This window comes from Nostoc sp. DedQUE12b (genome assembly GCF_034530835.1).
Classification (GTDB): domain Bacteria; phylum Cyanobacteriota; class Cyanobacteriia; order Cyanobacteriales; family Nostocaceae; genus Nostoc.
Map to the genome: position 1 here is coordinate 24,553 of NZ_JAVRCI010000004.1, position 21,189 is coordinate 45,741.

Here is a 21,189-nt window from a genome sequence, read left to right on the forward strand (position 1 = left end):
TAGTTAAATTACAATATCTGCGGCAAACCTCCTCAAATTATACTGTCGCCACTTGGCATCTTTTTTGCGGTTTGTCTGCACCTCTAAAACCCGAATTCCCTGAGTTGGGAGCGGGTTTAATTTTTGCTGCAACTGCTGCCAAGAAATAATCAATTCATGCTGCACATTATAAGTAGCACACAACTGAACAAAATTAATATCCTGGGGAGTGCCAAAAAATTCTTCAAATGGTGGGTCAAATTTGGCGATGGGTAACATTTCAAAAATCCCACCGCCATTGTTATTGATTAATACAATGGTGAGATGTCCAACAAACTTATTGCGGATTAAAAAACCATTTGTGTCATGCAACAGGGCTAAATCTCCCGTTAACATCACACTACTTTGCTGGCGATGGGCAATTCCTAAAGCGGTGGATAATGTGCCATCGATGCCATTTGCACCACGGTTAAAGTGCGATCGCACTCCTAAATTATTTGGTTTCCAGAAATATTCCACATCCCGCACAGGCATACTATTGGCAATAAACAGAGGTGTTCCTGGCGGTAAAATCTGAGAAATTAACCAAGCTGCCTTACTTTCAATTATTTCATCTATTTTCCCCATCGTCTGATCAACCACTAACTTGACCTTAGTTTCCGCATCACGCCATTGCTTTCCATAGTCTGAGGATAAAGATAAATTTGCCTCCTCTACTTTTATTTCTTCTACAGATATCCGTAAATGCGTCGTTCTCCCATGCAAAGGGTCGAGGTTTTGGTCACTGGGGTCAATTACCCAGCGTCGCGGTTGGGTTGCAGCTATCCAGGTACGCAATTCTTTACTTGTAGGCATTTCACCCACCTGAATCACCATTTCGGGCGCTAACTGCTTTGCTAGTTGCTGATTTCGCAAAATCAGGTCATAAGTGGAAATCAAATAAGGGTTGAGTTCGGCATAATTTCTCACTGGGGAGAGTCCCTCAGCTAGCACAGGCCATTGGAGAATTTGGGAAAGTTGCGCGATCGCCTTACAATACTCTTCTGGTTGCGACGGTTGGGCAACACCTGCGATAATAATGCCGCGATCGCACTCTTTCCATTCTTTGGGTATGGGGTATGGGGAACTTGTACTGAGCGCAGTCGAAGTATGGGGCATGGGGCATGGGTTTGCTATTCCTGCGAAGAAGTCTTCTGCTTCCAACTGCGATCGCAAATAGCTCAAATCATTTCCATCAGGCAGAGGCGCTAAAGGATCGCGAAAGGGAATATTCAAATGTACTGGCCCCTTTGTAGGAGTTTGCGCCCTCTCCCAGCTATGAATTACCGTTTGTCGCAGGTAAGCTAGCATTCCCAGATCGGCACAGGGTAAGGCTAACTCGGTTTGCCAATTTGGGTAGTTTCCATATAATCTCAATTGATCTACAGTTTGCCCAGAGTGACAATCTCGCAATTCTGGGGGTCTATCGGTGGTTAATATCAATAGTGGTACGCGACTATATGATGCCTCTATTACTGCTGAATAAAAATTTGCTCCTGCTGTACCAGAGGTGCAAACTAGTACCACAGGACGTCCGGTTGTTTTAGCTTGTCCCAAAGCAAAAAAGGCGGCGGAACGTTCATCAAGAATGGAAATCGTTTCAATCTCAGGTGCTTGTTGAGCAAAGGCGATCGCTAACGGTGTAGAGCGCGATCCGGGGCAAATGATGGCACAAGTCAATCCCAACCGCTTTAAGGTCTCTGTTAAAATATAAGCCCAAAGTTGATTAACATTCCTATAAGCAATCGGTATTAAATCAAACATAGCTATAAAACAATCTTAAATTTTAGATTTTGTCTAGGGAAATTCAATTTAAAATCCATCAATACGGTGTTGGTTTCCATCACCGCAGCGCGAGTTTGGAGGAAAGAAAATCTCCAAGCAAACTTGCTCCACTTTCTACAAAATGCACAATTTGCTCTCAAACATTTATGGACTGCATTCATTTAACGGGAATTCGCGGCTATGGCTACACTGGGTATCTAGCAGAAGAACAGGTGCTAGGGCAATGGTTTGAGGTGGATGTGAGGTTATGGTTGGATATCTCCACAGCGGCCAAGACTGACGCGATCGAAGACACTTTAGATTATCGCAGCGTCATTAGCTTGATACAACATCTGATAAAAACGTCTAAATTTGCTTTGGTGGAGAAATTGGTAGCAACGATCGCAGATTCTATCCTCCAAGAGTGCGATCGTGTAACAAAAGTCCAAGTCACTCTCAGCAAACCTGCTGCACCTATTCCAGACTTTGGTGGCAAAATTAGCATTGAACTGACTAAAAGTAAGCCCAACCTTTAATTCACAAAATGCGTTTTTTTTCAATATCTATCAGCTAGCAAAAAACAGGGGGTTTACGTGGGGCTTGGAAGTGTCTCACAATGAGAATCTTTCCTGCCATTGCCCCCAGCACCTGCTGAATACCAAAAAACTAAAAAATATCGCGATCTGTTGATGAACATTTAACTTGCATATTTTCAGAGGACAGCAATTGTGATTAAGTATTAACCAGAAGCTATAGAGCTAGTATTTGATTTTTAAAATAAGCGTAGTGGCGTGGCAAGGATAAAATAGTGCATTAAAAATGTCTCCAATATTGAGATTTGAGAAATATAACTAATTTCTCTATTGCAAATATTTAGGCTTGCCCTGCTATTACAAGCATACTGGGATTTTCTTCAAAAAATTACGATTAGTTATATGACTAATATTTATAAGTAATACGAGTTCACTCATCATTAAAGATTTCAGACTGTTTTATACTGTAACCTAAATCTCATCTGATCTAAAAACTATTTGGAGGTCAAGCATAATTAAACTCTTTAATTACAGGTAAGAATTAATTATTAGTAATAATATTCTTGTGAATGTATATTATTATATTACATCCAACACACTTTAGATTTCTTTTAACTTATCTTAAAGTAAGATACTGTGATTCTATCCCATGAAATTTTTTCTTGATTAATTTTTATATAGATATTATACTTAGTGTTTATACTTTTCCAATAAAAAATTATTGTATACATTTTAAAATCATTTTTTGAGTGCTTGATAATTACATTCTAATTTTAATTTGATGTTAGTAGCATCATATTAACTATATGAATTAATCGAAATTAGCTTTGATAAACATAGAAATTGTCGGAGGTTAATAACATGACGCTATTTACTCATTAGTCAGTATTAATATCAAGCAAGAATACAGGGTAGTTAAAGATTGTTTATGATAAGATAAGCACTTTTGACTTGAGTTGACACTGACAACAAAAATCTGAACCTTAAGCAAACAGGTTATCGTAACATGTTCGCCCGCAAAATCTTAGTTGTTGAGGACGAAAAAAATATAGCCTCAAATATTAGAAAAAGGTTACAAAAATTAGGTTATTTAGTATCAGAAATAACTAAATTTGGTGAAGAGGCAATAAAAAAAGTAGCAGAAACTCATCCACATTTAGTATTAATTGATATCTGCCTAGCTGGAGAAATAGACGGTCTCCACGTAGCTGATATTATTCAGAATCACTTTCATGTGCCTGTAGTATATATAACGGAGTATTCGGAATATAAAACATTACATAAAAATCAGCTAAGTCAGCCTTTTACTTACATAGCCAAACCATTTATTGAAAGTAATTTACATTTTGTGATTGAAATGACGCTGTACAAACATCAGAGCAAAAAAATATTATACGAAGAAAAACAGAGGTTGATGGCAATTATTAATAGTATGGGCTGTGCAGTGATTGTGACCTATGCAAACGGTTGTATTGAAATGATGAATCCCATAGCAGAACTCATCACTGGTTGGAAGCAAACTGAAGCATTCGGGAAAGATTTAATAGAAGTTGTGAACTTAGTTAATAAAGATGTAGGAGAAAAAATCGAAAATTTGGTCACTTATGTAATCGAAGCAGGGGAAGTTTTCAATTTGCCAAAAAACTGTGCATTGATTACCAAAGATGGCAAAGAAATTGCAATTGGGGATAATGTTGCGCCTATCCGCGATCAAGATGGCAATATTACTGGCGCGGTTTTAGTTTTTCAAGACATTACTAAACGTAAGCTGACAGAGGCGCAACTGATCCGCAATGCATTTTATGATGGGCTAACAGAATTACCGAATCGTGTTTTATTTTTAGATCGGCTCAGACAAACCATTGAACGTAGCAAACGCAGAAGCGATTATTATTTTGCAGTTTTATTTTTGGATTTAGATGGCTTTAAAGAGATTAACGATCGCTTTGGGCATGGAATAGGAGATGATTTTTTAGTAGCGATCGCTAGACGTTTAGAGTCATGCTTACGTAGTGGCGATACTGTAGCACGATTTGGTGGTGATGAGTTTACTGTTCTTTTGGAGGATATTAAAGACATTACCGACGCTACTAATGTTGCCAAACGTATTCAAGACTCCTTAAGATTGCCAGTTAGCCTGAATGGATATCAATTATCTACTACAGCTAGCATTGGTATTACTTGGAATTTTAGTAATTATGAGGAACCTGCAACTTTGCTGCGGGATGCTGATATTGCGATGTACCAAGCTAAACGCCAGGGAAAAGCTACTTATGCCATATTTAGTTAAGAATGGAATATGCTACTCTAGGGGCTACTAAGGTTATGGTATACAACCAAGAAGCCCTATAATTCTGTCATGGAAAAAACCGAAAAACAGAAAATGCTTGCAGGCGAATTATATCTGGCCGAAGATCCAGAATTGGCTGCCGACATGAAGCGAGCTAGTCGTCTATTGCGAAGTTACAATTCTACAACCGAAGAACAGCAAGAGCAACGACAGCAAATTTTGCAAGAATTATTTGGAAAAATCGGTGACAAAGCATTAATAGTCCCACCCTTTCACTGTGACTATGGCAGTAATATTTTTGCTGGCGACAAATTGTATATGAACTATGGCTGTGTAATTTTAGACTGTAATACAGTTCATATTGGTGAAAATGTTTTGTGCGCTCCTTATGTGCAAATTTATACTGCCTATCATCCCACAGAGCCAGAAATTCGTCTTTCTGGTAGAGAGTTAGCTGCCCCAGTTAACATTGGTAATAATGTCTGGATTGGTGGCAATGCAATTATTTGTCCAGGCGTAACTATTGGTGATAACACAACCATTGGTGCTGGTAGTGTAGTTGTCAAAGATATACCTAAGAATGTTGTCGCTGCTGGCAATCCCTGCCGTGTCATTCGGTATTTATCCTAAAATTTAACAAAACAGAATTCAGGAGCCAGGAGCCAGAATTGAATTCTTTATGACTTACGGACTTAGACAAGCGCTCAGGCGATCGCTGAAAATAAGTTTAAGTTTGCCACTTTGATTCTGAATTCTGAATTCTTCTTCAAAATTTATAACCTCTAGCAATCCAATAGAACCAGTCTGCGATCGCTTCTTGAGTTTCACTGTCAGCATCAATGGCTGCTATTTCAGATAATTTTGCAGAATATACATCTTCATCTTTACCATTAATATAAGCCACTTCTACATACATATCTTTTAAGCACTCATCATCTGGAGCCATTCCCAATACTTCCACTTGTTTCTCCTCGACAGCACCTGATTTGCGTCCCTTCTTAGTCCATGTAGCCAAAAAGGGAAAATTCAGAACCTCTTCGAGGTAGTAGTACCAACCCATAGCCCGGTCTTCTTTGTCTTCAGCATCTACAATGATCTCCGTTTTAATGCGATGCTCTCGGTTTTCGTCGGCTTCAACACTAGGCATAAGATAACACTTTGCGTATAATTCATTTTGATAATACTACCAAAATGTTTCTAAAATCATACTTAAATATATCAATTATGTCCGCTTAATTACTTATTCACCTCTGAGAACCCCGCCCCTTAATCCCCTCTTTGTAAACTCTTACGGCAAGGTGGGGTGAAATGACTGTGGAAATCATAACTACTTATTTGGAAATGATATAAACTCTACAAAAAACCACTTGTCAATGACAAGCGGTTTTCTAGTTATTGTTCTTAAGGGGAACTTATTCGTTGCACCAAGATGCAAAGTTTTTCTTAGCGCTCAAGCGCAAAATTTCTCAGAGATTAAACAAGTCTCAAATCTGGATAATTTGCTAACACATCATCAGATGTGAGGGTATCATTTTCAGCTTGAGGAGTCCAAAGAACTTCAATTGCTAGAAGTCTCTCGCTAGGGATACTACCAATTTGCCGCAAAGCTTGACGCAAATCATCAGCACCATTAATAGCTGTGGGGATGTCAAACTTACCTAGTGTCGCCGCCAGCAAGGTAACAACAATGTATTCGCCGGGACCTTCGGTAAATAGACGCGTGGGGTTGTCGAGTTCGCCAGCTGGAGGTAAAGCATCTTTGGCAAGGGCTGCTCTTAGCTGGTTGTTGACGTTAGAAAGAGTTTCTTCGCTAAACTTGCTGCGTTCTGCCAGTGACAGTCGATTAAACTGACTTTCAGCTGAATTTAAACTGGCTTGTTGAGTGCCACCACCTGCATATACAAAGTATTCTGGATGGCGGAGTAAAGCTAGACTGGCTTCTTGGAGAATTTCTGCTCTGCCTTCTGGGGTGTTAGTATCAGCAGTTTCAGCAATGTGGTTGAGTTCATTTTGCAATTCACGGGCTTGAGCTAACAAACCTACTTGCAAACGAGTTACAGAAACAGGAGAGTTACTGCTGTAATCTGCTTCTGGTGTTTCACCGCTAGAGACGCGGCGGAAAGTTTGCAATAAGAAATTAGCGATCGCAAAGAAAATTAAGATGCCAAACAGACCACCAAATCCTCCTCCAATACCCCAGAAGGGAAGTAGGAAGGGAAAGCCAAAGCCACCACCAAAGCCACCACCATAACCACCCCCAGGATAGTAGCCGCCTCCGCCAGGAGGTGCATAGGTACGCGGTGTATAGGTGCGGCTGGAAGGCGCTCTAAAGGAGCCACCACCGATGCGACCCCCACTGCGGGCTGCTAACGCGCCGTCAGCGTGACCAAGAGCCAAAGCTAACACCAAGCTTAGGGCTAAGAAGGTTTTTAACAGCGGTTTGATGGTTTGTTGTAGTTTTTTACGCATAAGACAATCGCTTGAAAAACGAAATTATTATTTATGATTTCTCCCGATGGTGGGAGCAGTGTTGCAGGATGTTGCTAAGGCTAGCCTGTAACAAGCAAGTTTGTAGCATTCACGTAGCATTGCTTTTTAGAGACTACATATTCAATTTACCGCGTCTTATCTTGGGTAAGTAGCGATCGCAGGGGGGATTTCTCGACTGGGGAACCGTACCTAAAGACATGTTTATCCTCACAGAAATTGCGATGTCTATGACGGGCTACGCCTACGGGCAATGGTTTGCTATGCCTTAGACTAGTTTCAGACTACAGGTTTGAATTATACAGATGATTTTAATTTTTAGTGATTATTTTGACTAATTTTTTTAATCTTTCACTGAAGAAGTAATACTATTTCTGAACTTATTACTTAATATTCAGCACGGGCAAAACGCCTTGCTACTACCAACAGCACTCATTAATACATCTGGCATCTGAGAATTTACGTTTACAGAGGAAGCTAGTCAGTGCGTGCAATCCTTATAAATTATTCACAATAGACATAATTCGTGGCATTTTGGCACAGTAGTTTAAGTGTTTAAGATATTCTCTTGAACATAGCTAAATTTCGGAATTTTCGCAGCAGTTGTTCACTGAGCATTTCCGCTACAAGTGTTGGTTGTTATTTTTTGTTCATTATGCACAGAAACTCTCAAATAATGATAAATTTGCAACAAAAATAAAATCAACACAATAAAAAAACAATCTTTCTGACTAATCTTCTAAAATAGGTTTCAAATTTGTCTACCAAATTCGTTTTAAAAGAAATAAAATAATAATGATGGCTTTGAAAGTAATTCTAATTGTAAATATTAAAAACTATTTGAAATATAGTCATCAACTTTATTATGGAACATATTTCTCAACTAACAGCCGAAATCAGAGATAAAGCTGCATACCCAGATATCCTAGTCATATCCCGGATCTTTCTGCCGAAAGAAGCTGTAATTGGGGAATATATCTACAATCGTTGTCTGCAAGATCCAGAACGAATAATTGTGCTGGCAGCTAGTTGCTCAGGAGATGAAGTATTTGATAAGAGTCAACAGTTTCCTGTGTATCGTTGGTATTATCCTAAATATTGGCGTAGTGGCTATATGGGAAATATCCTCAAGCCTTTGGTCAATATCGTCTGCTCATTTGTCCTAGCAATTAAACTCTATTTTCGCTATCACTATCGTTACATAGAGTGGGGCCATGGCTATGATTTTCCTTCATTGTTGCTATTGAGCTATTTGTTACCTATTCGCTTTTTTATCCATCTGCACGGCAACGATCTTCTTTGCACTTTACATAATCCCGTGCTGCGATCGCTATTTAAATTAACACTTCATAGAGCCGAAGGCATTGTTTGTAATAGTTCTTATACAAGAGACTACCTGAGAACTGCTTTCCGATTAGATACTCCTACCCACGTCATTAACCCCGTAATCAGACCAGAAAAATTTGGTAATAATGTAGCCAGTCCCAGTAGCCTTGATGATTTACGGGTTCGCGTGCGTCAGACGTACAACATTCCCGAAACAGCAATAGTGATTCTCTCCATCGGCAGCCTAGTAAAACATAAAGGTTTCGACCGAGTAATTGATAATATTCCAATACTGCTAACTTTTGGGGTTGATGTCCACTATATACTCTGCGGTCAAGGGCCAAGTGAGTCAGAACTGAAATCTCTGGCACATCGTTTGCGGGTTGATAAGCGCGTCCACTTTGCCGGATATGTGCCAGAGCGAGAATTGGCAGGTTATTATGCAGCTTGCGACATATTTGCCATGCTGACTTTATCGGATACTAAACCTAATAATATGGAAGGTTTTGGTATCGCTTATTTAGAAGCAAGTTACTTCGGTAAGCCTATAATTGCCCCTCGTTTAGGCGGTGTTATAGACACAGTTCAGCATGAAGAAAATGGGATACTGGTTAATCCCAATTCTGGTTATGAAGTTTTTCAAGCTTTCAATCGCTTGTGCAAAGACCAACAACTACGTGAGCAACTAGGTCGTAAAGGTAAAGAATTAGCCAAGCGTAGAACTCTTCATAGATCGCTTTATAAATCAGAGGAAAAAAACGCAATTTTGTGAAATTATTTTATTAACTAAACCGGATTGAATCATCAAATTAAAAAAATATCAAAAAGGGCAATTTACTAGAAGCCATATTTCTGGATAACCTTTAACAAATTTCTTTACAAATGAGCAAGATTACAGTGTAAAATCTCGTTTGTGATGTGATTAAATGTGCAATGAAAAATATCTGGTTTCGCATAGAGCAATTTCTTTGGCATTACACAAAGCGCCGAATGCAATCTTTTGTGTTTACAGTCATTGGATGTCTTGCTGTTGTGAGTGTGATTACCTTTGGGGCAATGTATGTTGTGGCTCAACCTGCTTCAACTTCATCTGAACGTCCCGCTAAAGCGCCAAATTTCGGGCGACACTTTCAAGAATTTGGGCGTGAAGGCTCTATCTTGATTTACGACTCAAAAAACAACCGCATCTATGAACACAATCCTCAACGTAATGCAACCGCAATTGCCCCAGCTTCAACATTCAAAATTTTTAACGCGCTAGTAGCACTAGAAACAGGCGTAGTTCCTGATGATGTAGCGGTTCTCACTTGGGATGGAATTCACCGAGAGATTGATGCCTGGAATCATGATACAAATTTGCGTCAAGCCTTTAAAGATTCAACTGTTTGGTTCTATCAAGTACTAGCACGTAGGGCTGGATATGAAAGGATGCAGCAATTTATTAATAAAGTAGGCTACGGAAACCGTCAGATTGGCACTGTCGCAGACATCGATCGTTTTTGGCTACAACCGCAGTTATTGCAAATTACACCCAAAGAGCAAATTAAGTTTTTGCAACGGTTATATCAAGGCGATTTGCCTTTCTCGCAACGGACAATAAATCTTGTTAAAGACATTATGGTACGCGAACAAACTCCAGACTACACGCTGCGAGGAAAGACAGGATGGTTAACGAGTACTAAACCAAATGTTGGTTGGTTTGTGGGTTATTTAGAGCAAAACAAAAACGTCTACTTTTTCGCGACAACCCTTGATATGCAAAAATCGGAAGATGCACCCGCCCGCATTGAGATTACACGACGTAGCCTCAAGGATTTGGGCTTGCTAGCTCAAATCAACTAACCACCCCCGACAATAGTTACTACTTCTAAGCGATCGCCTGGCTGCACTTTTGTTTGCGGCCAAAACTGGCGGTGTAAAATTTCACCGTTATACTCCACAGCCACCAACCGGAGGTTAAAACCCAACTGTTGGAGTAAGTCGGGTAAAGAAGTTTGAAATGAGCAGCTATGGCTTTCCCCATTTACCTGAATCGTAATCTCATTAGACATAATATGTGTGTGGGGCATTGGGCATTGGAAATTGGGTATTGGTTACTCACTTTGGGCTAATGACAAATGACAAATAACAAATGACTCTTTTAGAGTTCTGGTTTAATGCGATTGAGTTGGGAGAGCAAATATTGCGTTACTAGGGTAGGCTGTTCGGCTTGCATGAGCGATCGCACCACTGCTACACGTTTGGCTCCTGCATCGATCACATCATTGATATTATTGGCATCTATTCCCCCAATCGCAAACCAGGGAATTGAGCAATTTTTAGCTGCATAGCTGACATATTCTAGTCCTGTTGCTGCCTTCCCTACTTTTGTGGGAGTTTCATAAACAGGCCCCACGCCAATATAATCTACACCCTCAGCAATTGCTGCTTGCATTTCTTCTTTATTTGTGGTAGAAAGACCTATCAGACGTTGCGAACCTAGTAATTGCCGAGCAACAGTAATAGGCATATCTTGTTGTCCCAGATGCACCCCATCGGCATCGACAGCTAAAGCTACATCCACGCGATCGTTAACAATGAACAAAGCGCCGTAAATGTGGCATAACTGGCGTAATTTTCTCGCTTGTTCTAGACGTAAAGAATCATCGGCGGTTTTGTCGCGGTACTGTAGAAGCGTTAATCCACCTTTGAGTGCAGCCTCGACGTTATTCAATAAATTTTCACTAGGGGAAGTAACAAGATACAAATGCGATCGCCACAACAATTGATGGCGCTGATAACCCATTAAACTACTTTCTAGGGTATAAACCTGATAGCGCATCTGTTTACAAGCTTTAGCCATATTTGGTTGGTAAAGCTTACTGTATTCTTCCAACACCCTTAATGCTTCTTCTATCCGGCAAAAGTTAGCTTGCAAGACCGATTTTATACTGGCTCGTTCTTCTTCTTGAGGATGGGTTAATTCAGTCCCAGGATCGCCTGGTGTATCTCGCGCCGCCCGCAATTCTGGGGTATGCCACTTGGCTACCTCTTGTCGCAGCCGCTTGCATTCAAGAGCCAACTGGGCATTATTCAATCCAAACCGACACCATTCCTCGATAATTCGCAAGCCCTCACGAGCGCGGTCTAAATTAGCATCTAAAATGCGGTAAACAACTTGCTGTATTTGCTCTTTTTGGCTGTATGGCTCGACCATTACAACAACCCCGTTAGTGCTTTCATCGAAGTGTGAATTATCATAAGTCCTAGTAACCATAAGTTAATTAATTTGCTTTTTTTTACTATTTTTTTGCGGAATCTACGCAAAACAACGTAGTCGTGAGGGTTACGGTAAATTATCCCATGTTCCTATAGACAGTGATAAGGGTAGTTTGAGGCTACAGTTTCGCACTAAGCTTAGTCAAGTATTTTACGGTAGACAACAAGCTTACAAAGGACTGGCAAAAGGGAATACACCAGAGAATCCACAATAAATATATTAGTGAAAACAATGTAAATACTAGCAGCGTTACGTCTCTACAAGGGTTTTGGATAAAGCATATTTAATTTCACTCTTATATCTAAATAGATAGATATAAAAGTGAAAATGACGTAGGCATAATTCATGAATTGTGCCTACCAATCATTTTGGGCAACGCACAATTAATTTCTGGAGATGTCCAATATCATTTATTACTATGTATTAAATATCGCCAATTGCTCAATATATGGGTAATATTATCGACATAATACTCTCTAGAGAGTATAAGAATTTATGATTACTTATAAGGAGCCTTGTTAAATATGATTCTCCCTCGTGTGTTTCCTGAGTACCGTAGAGCAGATGTTTTGTTTGCAAAGTTGAAGTTTCTGAAATCAGCAAGGCTTTTATTTTTTAGTTTTTCAGTATTATCTTTTACTGTAAGTATGGGGGCGGCAAATATAGCGTTCCTGGTTACAAGCCTGGATAGTGCGATCGCTCAGATGCCATCAACACCAGATTCAGCGCCTCTGAATGTGCTATTTGTCAACCCTAGTGTTGGAGATGACAAGGCAGGCAATGGCAGCGAATCCACTCCTGTAAAGACGATTAGCCAAGCGTTGCGATTAGCTAACGCCAATACTGTAATTATGCTTTCCACCGGCACTTATAGCGCCGAGACAGGGGAGGAATTTCCCTTAATACTGAAACCGGGTATTTCAATTCAAGGCAACCCCAGCAATCAAGGTAAAGACATCATCATTCAGGGAGGCGGTGATTACTTGAGTCGGAGCTTTGCCGGTCAAAATGTCACAATTGTTGGAGCCAACCAAGTCTTGCTCACTGGGGTAACGGTGACGAACCCTAATCGCCGTGGTTACGGTTTATGGATTGAATCTAGTAATCCGGTAGTTGCGGAAAATACTTTTACTGGCAGTACTCAAGATGGCATTTCTGTTTGTGGTAATGCCGCACCTACCATTAGTAAGAATTACTTTGATCGCAATGGAGCCAATGGCATCACAATTGCTGGTAACTCCAGTCCCCAAGTGAAGGAAAATGTCTTTCACCAAACCGGTTTTGGGATTAATATTGCCCAAAATGCCGCTCCTATACTCATAGGTAATCAAATTCAGAATAATAGATCGGGAATTGTCGTACAAGCAAATGCCCGCCCGATTTTACGTAACAATCTTATTCAAGATAATAAAGAAGATGGTTTAGTTGCGATCGCTCAAGCAATGCCGGATTTGGGTAATGCATCCGAACCTGGGGGTAATACATTTCAAAATAATGCTCGTCACGATATTAACGCTAGTGCTGCTAAACAGGTGATTTCTGCTGCTGGTAACAACCTTGTGAGCGATCGCATCACTGGCAAGGTAGATGTTAACGGTACAACAGCACTAGCAACCCAAAATTCTCAACCCGCTCCTGTCCCTAACAATGCGTTACGAGAAATACCATCAACAGGGGAAATTACCTTCTCATCTCCCGAAGTCTCTGAAACTACTAACGGGCAAACCAGCAACAGCATTTCAGCAAATAATCCTGTTTCTGGGCAATTAAACAGTCAAGTGCTGCCATTAATGCCTGCCAATAATGTACCGCTTTCCCCGCCTATATCCAAACAACCACCTACTTCTAAAGTCGCCGGATTTCCTACTCCTAGCAGCTTGTCAAGTAGACAAATACCAACAAACGCACAGCCACCTGATACACCACAGTTAAATTACGTGCGGATCGATCCTAATACCATTGAGTTTACTGCCACTGAGCCTCCATCCAATTCAGTTGTACAGCCACCAGTTCCAAGAAGTATGAGGGATCAAACGCAGCAGCCATTGCCAATACTAAAAAATGCTGCTCCAGGTGCTTCAGAACTTTTACCACTACCCGATCGCAATATCCCCATTGTTAATACTCGCAATCTGCAAACAAGTTCTGCAAGTATTCCCTATAGTGGTAACTCTACAACACAATTTGGTGTGCGTTATCGCCTAGTAGTGCCACTTGTAACTGATAAAGATCAAGATTTAGTACGATTCCTTGCTCCTGGTGCGTTCCCCACAGTTTGGCAAGGTCAAAGAGTTATGCAAGCAGGAGTTTTTAGTAGTGAATATAACGCTAAAGAAATGCTCAAAACACTCTCTAGTAAAGGTTTAAGAGTCATTATGGAGCCATTGAATTGATTAAGAATAATGTTGGCTTACCCTCTACTTAATATGTGGTTGATGAAAACTGCATATATCGTTTTAATTCAAATCTGTTGTTAAGCTCGACTGTATCCAAAATTAAGAACTCGCTTTATTTATCCGATAAAAACCCTAGCTTTTTGGCAAATACTTTTTCCACATCACAGATTATAGATGAAGTTAAAAAAGTAAAACTACTGCCCTACAAAGGTTTCAGCTTAAGCGTTCGTGTAACGACTCCACAGGAGTATCGCGTTGCGAAAAAAATGGATAAAGTCGAGCTAAGAGGATGTTTGAAAAGTCCTGTTTGAAAAGTCCTCTTGTCGGTATCAAAAGTTCTAGATCCTCCTAAATCTACCGATAAATTGGGGGACTTTGATTCCGGTTTCCCACTTTTCAAGGGGAGAGGCTAGTGCCAAGGGGTCTCCCCAACTGGAGCGACTGGCGTGGGTTAGGGGGGATCTCAAAGTACCTAAAGTTACAGCAAAACACTTTTCAAACAACCTCTAGTAGACATCTCCGAAAAAGAATTTTAATCCCTTATCCTATCTAGTTGAAAACTTAATTTCTGGAGATGTCTAATTTATTTTAGGATAATCATTACCTAAAACAATAACTATATCTGCTGTAGATTTATTGATTTGTATACGCCCATCACCATTAGGAAAATCTGGATATTTAACAGAATTTTTCAATTGATGCTCATAATCAATAACATCCTGAGATCCTGGCATCCAGCTTGCAATAGATAAAGCAGCATTAATACTTTGTTTTTTTAAGACATAGATTCTGGTTTTAGACATTTTCCATCCGATCGAAGAAGTGTTAGGAACAACACAAATCTCAGGAAATCTTTTCAATAATGCTTTTTGAAAATTGTCATCTGCTTTCGGTGAAGCAAAATTAGAAGCATTAATAATACTGAAGTTAACTTCTTTAGGAAACTTATACTTTGTTTCTAGCTTTTCTAGCTTCGGAATTACTTGGTCTTGAGCTTCTTGCTTTGAAATTACTTGAGGGGAGGCATTTGTTTCTAAAGGTTTTTGAGTTGAAATATCTGACCCTAATGTTACTTTAGGTGAGGGTTCTGGATTAATTTTTGGTGTATCAGCCTTAGCCTTACCATTTTCTATTAATTTTTGAAGTTCACTTATTTTTATTTGAATATCAGTTACAGATTTGTTTATTCCATTAAACAAGACACTTGTCAAAAGTAACAACACTATAAGCTGAATAGCTAAACTTCTCCAATCACCTTTTTTAACATTAGATAATCCCCATTGATAATAAAGTTGAAAGACAGATTTAGTAGCAGATACAACCTGAGAAGTTTTAATATTAACTCGAGGCATAATAATGCAATCCTATTTGAGTTGTGGAAATTATCGCGTAGTGGTGAGACAGTGCTTGCTTCTTTGCAAGGCTATGAGCGTCAGGGCTTGGTGTAGGCTAATGCCAAGATGCTAAAAAAATGTATCTCACTTTTATCAGTACATACTGAACTACAAACTGAAGTTATTGCTTTTCGGATTATTTGCCAAGTTTTTCTATAAAACTGAAATTCTTCCAATTAAAGCAATAGAGATTTCCACAAATCATTTAGGGCTGCTATTTAGGATTTTTATTTAATTTTTTAAATATCCGATAAATTTAATTGTATTTTTTGCAATACCTCTTTAGAAGTATTTACTAAATTAAATTTATGTAGAGTTAATTCCATTGGGTTCAGCAAAAATCCTGTGACATTTGTAAATAAGCAATTGTGCGCCAGTATTTAAGGTTAAAAATCAGGTGATAAAAATTTCTTACTCATAATATTGACAAAATCTCTAATTGACTTAGAAGGAAATAGCCTTCCTATGCTGGTTTATGATCCAAACGGGTAGCTTGCTCTAGGGCAGCTTTTTCTTTGGCTCGGCGGACATAGGGTTGTAATTGGGCGCGATCGCAAGCTGTAAAGATACTCAGGTTTTCCAAGCTAATCCCTCGCATCAACATTTCTACACGCCAGGTTTGTTGTGCTTGGGCGATCACTGGCGCTTGTCCTTGGGGAGTTAATAGTCCTTCACTCCATACTTGCCAACGTGTCTCAAGTTCTGATTCTGAGATGGGTGTACCTGTTTCATTCAGAAACATGGCTGTTTGAGCATCTTTACGACTTTTCAGCCATTTGATTAAGGGATTATTAGTAAAAGAACCGTAGCGTTTGCCCAAAATCCACTGATTTACAGGCACTTGACGCACAAATCCGGGAATCGTGATTTGCAAGAAGTGCCCTTGAGAATCGTAGATTTGATGCGATCGCTCCAAGCTAGTTATTTCTGTAGCGGATAACCCAGCCCCAAATAATACGTAAGCTAAAGCATAATCTCGTACTCCGAATTTCCTGGCTTGTTGGAGAATTTCGTGAACCAAACTAGCTGGTAAATCAGCTACATCTGTAGTGGTGAACCCTCCTTGTAAGGAGTTTGTTGCTAGTTCTGCTGAGGATGACATGGCTCCATGTAAAAACAACTCCACCAAATTTTCCAGAAAATCATCCCTATCCTCCCAAAGTTCGTGAAATTCGCTGGTGAACTCAATTACCGCATATCCCAAGATCATCCCATTCAGCAAACTGGCTAATTTCTCTGCCGGTAAGTAGGTATTTAAGTGACCTTGCTGGATTACAGTAGCTAAATACTGAGCTACATAGCGGTTTGCCTCTGTTACTCCCCTGCCTAGTGCGCGGCGATTTTCTGCCGGGAATTGGTCGGCTTCACCTACCACAGACCGGACAAACTCTGGCACTCGTTCTAATGTATGTAAAGTGTCACTTGCATAATCTTTAAGAGCTTGGTAGACATTGCCGGGAGGCGTTGCTCGCCGCACCAGCGACTCACCTAAATCCTTGAAGGCTGCGGACTCTTCCAGCACAGCCAAAAGTAGCCCATGCTTATTACCAAAATTCCGAAATAGAGTCACTTCGTTGACTTCGGCTTTTTCAGCAATTTGGCGGGTTGTGGTAGCGCTAACTCCCTGAGCAGAAAACAACTCAAGTGCAGCTTGAATCAGGCGTTGACGAGTGGAAATCAGTTGAGATGACATAAAAAAATGCAAGTGGCACTTGCACGGGGTATCAGAGTTCTGCTAGCATAACAAATGTAAGTGATACTTGCTTTACTCTACTGTAACTAACTAGTGAGAGTGTGGATAAATCTTTAGTGGGATTATGCCCAATAAAAAGTAAATCACTTCATCATCCATCAACAGGAATTTTTATGACCGCAAATTTTGGGGCGATCGCCAAAGGCGTTGGCGAAGCCATCGCTCCTGAGAGAGGCAATTCACCTCAACTCAGGTGGATAAATGTGGTATTTTTTGGTGTATTTCATGCCTTAGCACTTCTGGCTCCTTGGTTTTTCTCCTGGCCAGCATTAGGTTTGCTAGTGTTTCTGCACTGGTTATTCGGGAGCATTGGTATTTGCTTGGGATATCACCGACTACTGAGCCATAAGAGTTTCCAAGTTCCCAAGTGGTTAGAGTATGCGATCGCCCTCATTGGAGCGTTGGCTTTACAAGGCGGCCCGATTTTTTGGGTAGGTGGACACCGCCAGCATCACGCTCACACGGAAGATATTGACCTAGACCCCTACTCTGCCCAAAAAGGATTTTGGTGGAGCCATATACTATGGATTTTCTACCCACGTCCAGAATTTTTTGACTATGATACCTATAAAAAATATGCCCCTGACCTAGCAAGACAACCCTTTTATTGTTGGCTAGATCGTTACTTCTTACTGTTGCAAATACCCTTCGGTTTGCTGCTTTATGCTCTAGGAGGATGGTCGTTTGTATTCTACGGAGTGTTTCTCAGATGTGTCTTGCTTTGGCACTCAACCTGGTTTGTGAACTCAGCATCACATTTGTGGGGTTATCGCACCTTTGATGCTGATGATGGCGCTCGTAATCTTTGGTGGGTATCCATCGTCACCTATGGAGAAGGATGGCACAACAACCATCATACTTATCCCCACATGGCGAAATCTGGCTTGTCTTGGTGGGAGATTGACGTTACTTGGTGGAGCATCTTAGTGTTGCAGACTTTGGGTTTAGCTAAAAAAGTTGTCTCGCGTCCCCCTCAAGGTGCAACTCACGGCTAAATTGCAACTAAATTATCATGAATTTGTTTGTTAAGCCGATTGCTTCTCGCAGTCGGCTTAATAAGCTACTACGCATTTTAATTGCATATTTACATCATGATCAATACATCTAGGTTTCGCCAGACGATTCTGCTAGTTGTCATCACATTTAACCTGATTTCTACTTGGCTACACTACATAGATAATGCATTATTTTTGGGTAGATATCCTGGCCCCGCGTGGTTCACTCCTGTTGGAGTAATTAGTACTGTGATTGTAATGACTCCAATCGGACTGTTGGGATATTGGTTTTACACCAAAGGCATGTTTTGGTCGGCGTACTTTTTATTAGCCTTATACTCAATTACTAGTATCTCCAGTCCAGTCCATTATCTCTTCCCGATGGTTGCTCCTATGTCTTTGAAAATGCATAGTCTAATTTGGCTGGATGGAGTTATGGGACTGTTACTGATAGGTTTTTTGCTGTGGTATAGTTTTGTATTGAAAGAGTGGCGTAGTACACTAGCTACAAATTGACATAACATACATAACTGAAATCACTCTCCATTTTCTTTAAGTCTAATTAAACAAAATGTGTTACTAGCTATTTCACGGTAAAATCTAACGGTTTAAATCACCGCAATATATCAAGCGTGAAAACTGACAGCATTTTTTATCGCCTTTTTCAAGAACTTCCTAGCATCTTTTTTGAATTAATTGGCAATCCACCCCAAACAGCAGAGACTTATCAATTCTCCTCAATTGAAATCAAGCAAACGGCATTTCGTATAGATGGTGTTTTTCTCCCAACACAAGGAGAAGAAAATCCGATTTACTTCGTTGAAGTCCAGTTCCAAGCTGACACAGAAATTTATTCACGCCTATTTTCAGAAATTTTTTTATACTTACACCAAAATAAGCCTAAAAATTCTTGGCGAGGAGTAGTTATCTATCCCAATCGCAGTTTAGATACAGCAGATATCAAGAATTACAGTGAATTTTTCACCAGTCAGCGCATCAATCGCATTTATCTTAATGAATTAGGTGAAACTGCATTATTGCCAGTTGGAATTGCTACGATGAAATTAGTGATCGATGAAGAGGAGACAGCAATTACATCTGCTAGACAGTTAATAGACAGAACCCAGCAAGAAATCAACATCGAACCACAACGGCGGCAGTTACTAGAATTGATAGAGACAATATTAGTTTATAAGTTTCCGACGATGAGTCGAGAGGAGATTGAAGGTATGTTTGGGTTAAGTGATTTGAAACAAACACGAGTTTATCAAGAAGGTAAGCAAGAAGGCAAACAAGAAGGGGCGCGTGAAGAAAAGTTTAGAATGATCCCTTTGTTGTTGAGATTGGGACTGAGTTTTGAAGAAATAGCGAAAGAGCTAGATTTGAGTCTAGAAGAGATTCAGCAAGAAATGCAAAAACAGCCTCCAAGTCAGGATATGTAACCTACAATCATAGCAGAATTCAGAATTCAGAGGTCAGAATGGGCTACGCACCGCTACACTAACAGAAGTCAAACAGTCTTTATACTTGGTTTTGAGACTTAGCTTGTGTAACTCACTAACCTAAAATTAGCTGTATCTTTTTTCATGGATTTATCTACATATTCTTACTATTTCCCATTCCCATTAATTTTTAATTTTTTCTATGATTTCGCTCTCCCCTATTCTTCAAGCGAGACTCTCCCAACCCCTCAAAATTGGCTCCTTTGAGGTAAAAAGTCGGGTTCTCCAGTCGCCTCTATCTGGAGTCACAGATATGGTGTTTCGCCGTCTCGTGCGTCGCTATGCGCCAGATTCGATGATGTATACCGAAATGGTGAATGCTACGGGATTGCATTATGTCAAGCAGTTACCCAAAATCATGGAGGTAGATCCCAACGAACGCCCAATTAGCATTCAACTATTTGATTGCCGTCCCGATTTCTTAGCAGAAGCAGCAATCAAGGCAGTTGCCGAAGGTGCTGATACTGTTGATATTAATATGGGTTGTCCGGTAAATAAAATCACTAAAAATGGTGGTGGTTCTTCGTTGTTGCGGCAGCCAGAAGTAGCAGAGGCAATTGTGCGGGAAGTGGTGAAAGCTGTTGATGTACCTGTGACAGTAAAAACCCGTATTGGCTGGAATGACAACGAAATTACGATTCTCGACTTTGCCAAACGGATGGAAGATGCCGGGGCGAAAATGATTACGGTACATGGACGCACTCGCGCCCAAGGGTACAATGGCAATGCCCGTTGGGAATGGATTGCGCGTGTAAAAAAAGTCCTTTCTATCCCAGTGATTGGGAATGGAGATATTTTTTCCGTTGAAGCGGCTGTGAGATGTTTAGAGCAAACTGGCGCTGATGGTGTGATGTGTTCCCGTGGAACTTTAGGTTATCCGTTTTTGGTGGGAGAAATTGATCACTTTTTGAAAACTGGAGAGATATTACCGTCACCAACTCCGATTCAGCGCTTGGAATGTGCAAGAGATCATTTACAAGCCTTGTGGGAATATAAAGGCGATCGCGGTGTGCGTCAAGCGCGTAAGCACATGACTTGGTATGCAAAGGGTTTCGTTGGTGCTGCCGAACTCCGAGGACAGCTAAGTTTAGTGGAAAAGGTAGATCAGGGTTTGGCAATGATTGACCAAGCAATTGAAAAATTGGCTAATGGTTATGAACTAGAGGAAGAAGCACAAGATAGTTTGGTGATGCTTTAAAAAGTTGATTTTAACCTAGCTTGGGGTGATATTCCTGGTTGCAAAAAGTGATGCGATCGCTTGGATACCAATATTTCAGTTAGGGTTTAAATCTCTTCATGTAACTCTCGTTATTTGTTTCAATCCCTAATAGGGATTTTATTGAATTGCAATCACAGTTTTGCGCAATTTCAGCAACCGCAGGTAACGTTTCAATCCCTAATAGGGATTTTATTGAATTGCAATTGCTTTAACGCTGGCAGATGGATTGCGATGAGTTGTTTCAATCCCTAAT

The 21,189-nt window shown here is 40.3% G+C and carries 17 protein-coding genes and 1 CRISPR repeat array (1 of these 18 only partly in view); of the genes, 10 read left to right on the plus strand and 7 right to left on the minus strand.

Annotation, left to right across the window (positions count from 1 at the left end; all coding sequences use genetic code 11):
* Positions 1-3 precede the first annotated feature (3 nt).
* Positions 4-1,782 (minus strand): 2-succinyl-5-enolpyruvyl-6-hydroxy-3-cyclohexene-1-carboxylic-acid synthase, encoded by a 1,779-nt coding sequence (menD, locus tag RMY16_RS03100; protein ID WP_322735140.1) that lies wholly within the window; start codon positions 1,780-1,782, stop codon positions 4-6.
* Between the two features lie 167 nt (positions 1,783-1,949).
* Here menD and folB point away from each other — a divergent pair, with 167 nt between their 5' ends.
* The 3 genes from folB (at position 1,950) to RMY16_RS03115 (ending at position 5,235) form a co-directional block, all read left to right on the plus strand.
* The gene (gene folB, locus RMY16_RS03105) at positions 1,950-2,318 is read left to right on the plus strand and encodes a dihydroneopterin aldolase (protein WP_322663411.1); all 369 of its coding nucleotides are present in this window, start codon (positions 1,950-1,952) and stop codon (positions 2,316-2,318) included.
* A gap of 1,003 nt (positions 2,319-3,321) precedes the next feature.
* Entirely contained in the window at positions 3,322-4,605 is a 1,284-nt protein-coding gene (locus RMY16_RS03110; protein ID WP_322735141.1) for a diguanylate cyclase domain-containing protein, read from the plus strand.
* Positions 4,606-4,674: 69 nt separating this feature from the next.
* Positions 4,675-5,235, plus strand: coding sequence for a sugar O-acetyltransferase (locus tag RMY16_RS03115; RefSeq protein ID WP_322735142.1), 561 nt, complete (start codon positions 4,675-4,677; stop codon positions 5,233-5,235).
* A 136-nt stretch (positions 5,236-5,371) separates the two neighbouring features.
* Here the strand turns inward: RMY16_RS03115 and RMY16_RS03120 are convergent, their stop codons facing one another.
* On the minus strand, positions 5,372-5,752 hold the full coding sequence (locus RMY16_RS03120; protein ID WP_322735143.1) for a calcium-binding protein: 381 nt from the start codon (positions 5,750-5,752) through the stop codon (positions 5,372-5,374).
* Positions 5,753-6,078: 326 nt separating this feature from the next.
* Positions 6,079-7,074 carry a DUF1517 domain-containing protein gene (locus RMY16_RS03125; protein ID WP_322735144.1) on the minus strand — a complete coding sequence of 332 codons (996 nt, stop codon included), beginning with the start codon at positions 7,072-7,074 and terminating at the stop codon, positions 6,079-6,081.
* Positions 7,075-7,957: 883 nt separating this feature from the next.
* Between RMY16_RS03125 and RMY16_RS03130 the strand changes: the two genes are divergently transcribed.
* Positions 7,958-9,190, plus strand: a complete 1,233-nt coding sequence (locus RMY16_RS03130; RefSeq protein WP_322735145.1) for a glycosyltransferase family 4 protein — start codon at positions 7,958-7,960, stop codon at positions 9,188-9,190.
* 218 nt (positions 9,191-9,408) lie between these two features.
* Positions 9,409-10,260, plus strand: coding sequence for a class D beta-lactamase (blaOXA, locus tag RMY16_RS03135; protein WP_322735249.1), 852 nt, complete (start codon positions 9,409-9,411; stop codon positions 10,258-10,260).
* Here the strand turns inward: blaOXA and thiS are convergent.
* Complete coding sequence (gene thiS, locus RMY16_RS03140) at positions 10,257-10,469, minus strand: sulfur carrier protein ThiS (protein WP_322659769.1); 213 nt, start codon at positions 10,467-10,469, stop codon at positions 10,257-10,259. The genes blaOXA and thiS overlap by 4 nt on opposite strands.
* Before the next feature lie 89 nt (positions 10,470-10,558).
* A complete protein-coding gene (locus RMY16_RS03145; protein ID WP_322659767.1) occupies positions 10,559-11,674 on the minus strand; it encodes a thiamine phosphate synthase in 1,116 nt (371 codons plus the stop codon).
* A 527-nt stretch (positions 11,675-12,201) separates the two neighbouring features.
* On the opposite strand from RMY16_RS03145, the gene RMY16_RS03150 reads away from it, so the two are divergent.
* Entirely contained in the window at positions 12,202-14,070 is a 1,869-nt protein-coding gene (locus tag RMY16_RS03150; RefSeq protein ID WP_322735146.1) for a DUF1565 domain-containing protein, read from the plus strand.
* A 581-nt stretch (positions 14,071-14,651) separates the two neighbouring features.
* Here the strand turns inward: RMY16_RS03150 and RMY16_RS03155 are convergent.
* Together RMY16_RS03155 and RMY16_RS03160 are read right to left on the minus strand one after the other, a co-directional pair.
* On the minus strand, positions 14,652-15,425 hold the full coding sequence (locus tag RMY16_RS03155) for a hypothetical protein (RefSeq protein ID WP_322735147.1): 774 nt from the start codon (positions 15,423-15,425) through the stop codon (positions 14,652-14,654).
* Positions 15,426-15,930: 505 nt separating this feature from the next.
* Complete coding sequence (locus RMY16_RS03160) at positions 15,931-17,160, minus strand: TetR family transcriptional regulator (RefSeq protein WP_322735148.1); 1,230 nt, start codon at positions 17,158-17,160, stop codon at positions 15,931-15,933.
* A gap of 173 nt (positions 17,161-17,333) precedes the next feature.
* On the opposite strand from RMY16_RS03160, the gene RMY16_RS03165 reads away from it, so the two are divergent.
* From RMY16_RS03165 to dusB, 4 genes are all read left to right on the plus strand, one after another.
* Complete coding sequence (locus RMY16_RS03165) at positions 17,334-18,215, plus strand: acyl-CoA desaturase (RefSeq protein WP_322735149.1); 882 nt, start codon at positions 17,334-17,336, stop codon at positions 18,213-18,215.
* Positions 18,216-18,311: 96 nt separating this feature from the next.
* Complete coding sequence (locus RMY16_RS03170; protein ID WP_322735150.1) at positions 18,312-18,731, plus strand: hypothetical protein; 420 nt, start codon at positions 18,312-18,314, stop codon at positions 18,729-18,731.
* 116 nt (positions 18,732-18,847) lie between these two features.
* Complete coding sequence (locus tag RMY16_RS03175) at positions 18,848-19,657, plus strand: Rpn family recombination-promoting nuclease/putative transposase (RefSeq protein ID WP_322735151.1); 810 nt, start codon at positions 18,848-18,850, stop codon at positions 19,655-19,657.
* A 202-nt stretch (positions 19,658-19,859) separates the two neighbouring features.
* The gene (gene dusB / locus RMY16_RS03180) at positions 19,860-20,915 is read left to right on the plus strand and encodes a tRNA dihydrouridine synthase DusB (protein ID WP_322735152.1); all 1,056 of its coding nucleotides are present in this window, start codon (positions 19,860-19,862) and stop codon (positions 20,913-20,915) included.
* Positions 20,916-21,031: 116 nt separating this feature from the next.
* A CRISPR array of direct repeats spans positions 21,032-21,189; the repeat unit is 37 nt; unit sequence GTTTCAATCCCTAATAGGGATTTTATTGAATTGCAAT (it continues 665 nt past the right edge of the window).

Excerpts from the sequence above, each read along its gene's own strand:
- menD (WP_322735140.1), bottom strand. The coding sequence starts at position 1,782 with ATGTTTGATTTAATACCGATTGCTTATAGGAATGTTAATCAACTTTGG.
- folB (WP_322663411.1), top strand. The coding sequence starts at position 1,950 with ATGGACTGCATTCATTTAACGGGAATTCGCGGCTATGGCTACACTGGG.
- RMY16_RS03110 (WP_322735141.1), top strand. The coding sequence starts at position 3,322 with ATGTTCGCCCGCAAAATCTTAGTTGTTGAGGACGAAAAAAATATAGCC.
- RMY16_RS03115 (WP_322735142.1), top strand. The coding sequence starts at position 4,675 with ATGGAAAAAACCGAAAAACAGAAAATGCTTGCAGGCGAATTATATCTG.
- RMY16_RS03120 (WP_322735143.1), bottom strand. The coding sequence starts at position 5,752 with ATGCCTAGTGTTGAAGCCGACGAAAACCGAGAGCATCGCATTAAAACG.
- RMY16_RS03125 (WP_322735144.1), bottom strand. The coding sequence starts at position 7,074 with ATGCGTAAAAAACTACAACAAACCATCAAACCGCTGTTAAAAACCTTC.
- RMY16_RS03130 (WP_322735145.1), top strand. The coding sequence starts at position 7,958 with ATGGAACATATTTCTCAACTAACAGCCGAAATCAGAGATAAAGCTGCA.
- blaOXA (WP_322735249.1), top strand. The coding sequence starts at position 9,409 with ATGCAATCTTTTGTGTTTACAGTCATTGGATGTCTTGCTGTTGTGAGT.
- thiS (WP_322659769.1), bottom strand. The coding sequence starts at position 10,469 with ATGTCTAATGAGATTACGATTCAGGTAAATGGGGAAAGCCATAGCTGC.
- RMY16_RS03145 (WP_322659767.1), bottom strand. The coding sequence starts at position 11,674 with ATGGTTACTAGGACTTATGATAATTCACACTTCGATGAAAGCACTAAC.
- RMY16_RS03150 (WP_322735146.1), top strand. The coding sequence starts at position 12,202 with ATGATTCTCCCTCGTGTGTTTCCTGAGTACCGTAGAGCAGATGTTTTG.
- RMY16_RS03155 (WP_322735147.1), bottom strand. The coding sequence starts at position 15,425 with ATGCCTCGAGTTAATATTAAAACTTCTCAGGTTGTATCTGCTACTAAA.
- RMY16_RS03160 (WP_322735148.1), bottom strand. The coding sequence starts at position 17,160 with ATGTCATCTCAACTGATTTCCACTCGTCAACGCCTGATTCAAGCTGCA.
- RMY16_RS03165 (WP_322735149.1), top strand. The coding sequence starts at position 17,334 with ATGACCGCAAATTTTGGGGCGATCGCCAAAGGCGTTGGCGAAGCCATC.
- RMY16_RS03170 (WP_322735150.1), top strand. The coding sequence starts at position 18,312 with ATGATCAATACATCTAGGTTTCGCCAGACGATTCTGCTAGTTGTCATC.
- dusB (WP_322735152.1), top strand. The coding sequence starts at position 19,860 with ATGATTTCGCTCTCCCCTATTCTTCAAGCGAGACTCTCCCAACCCCTC.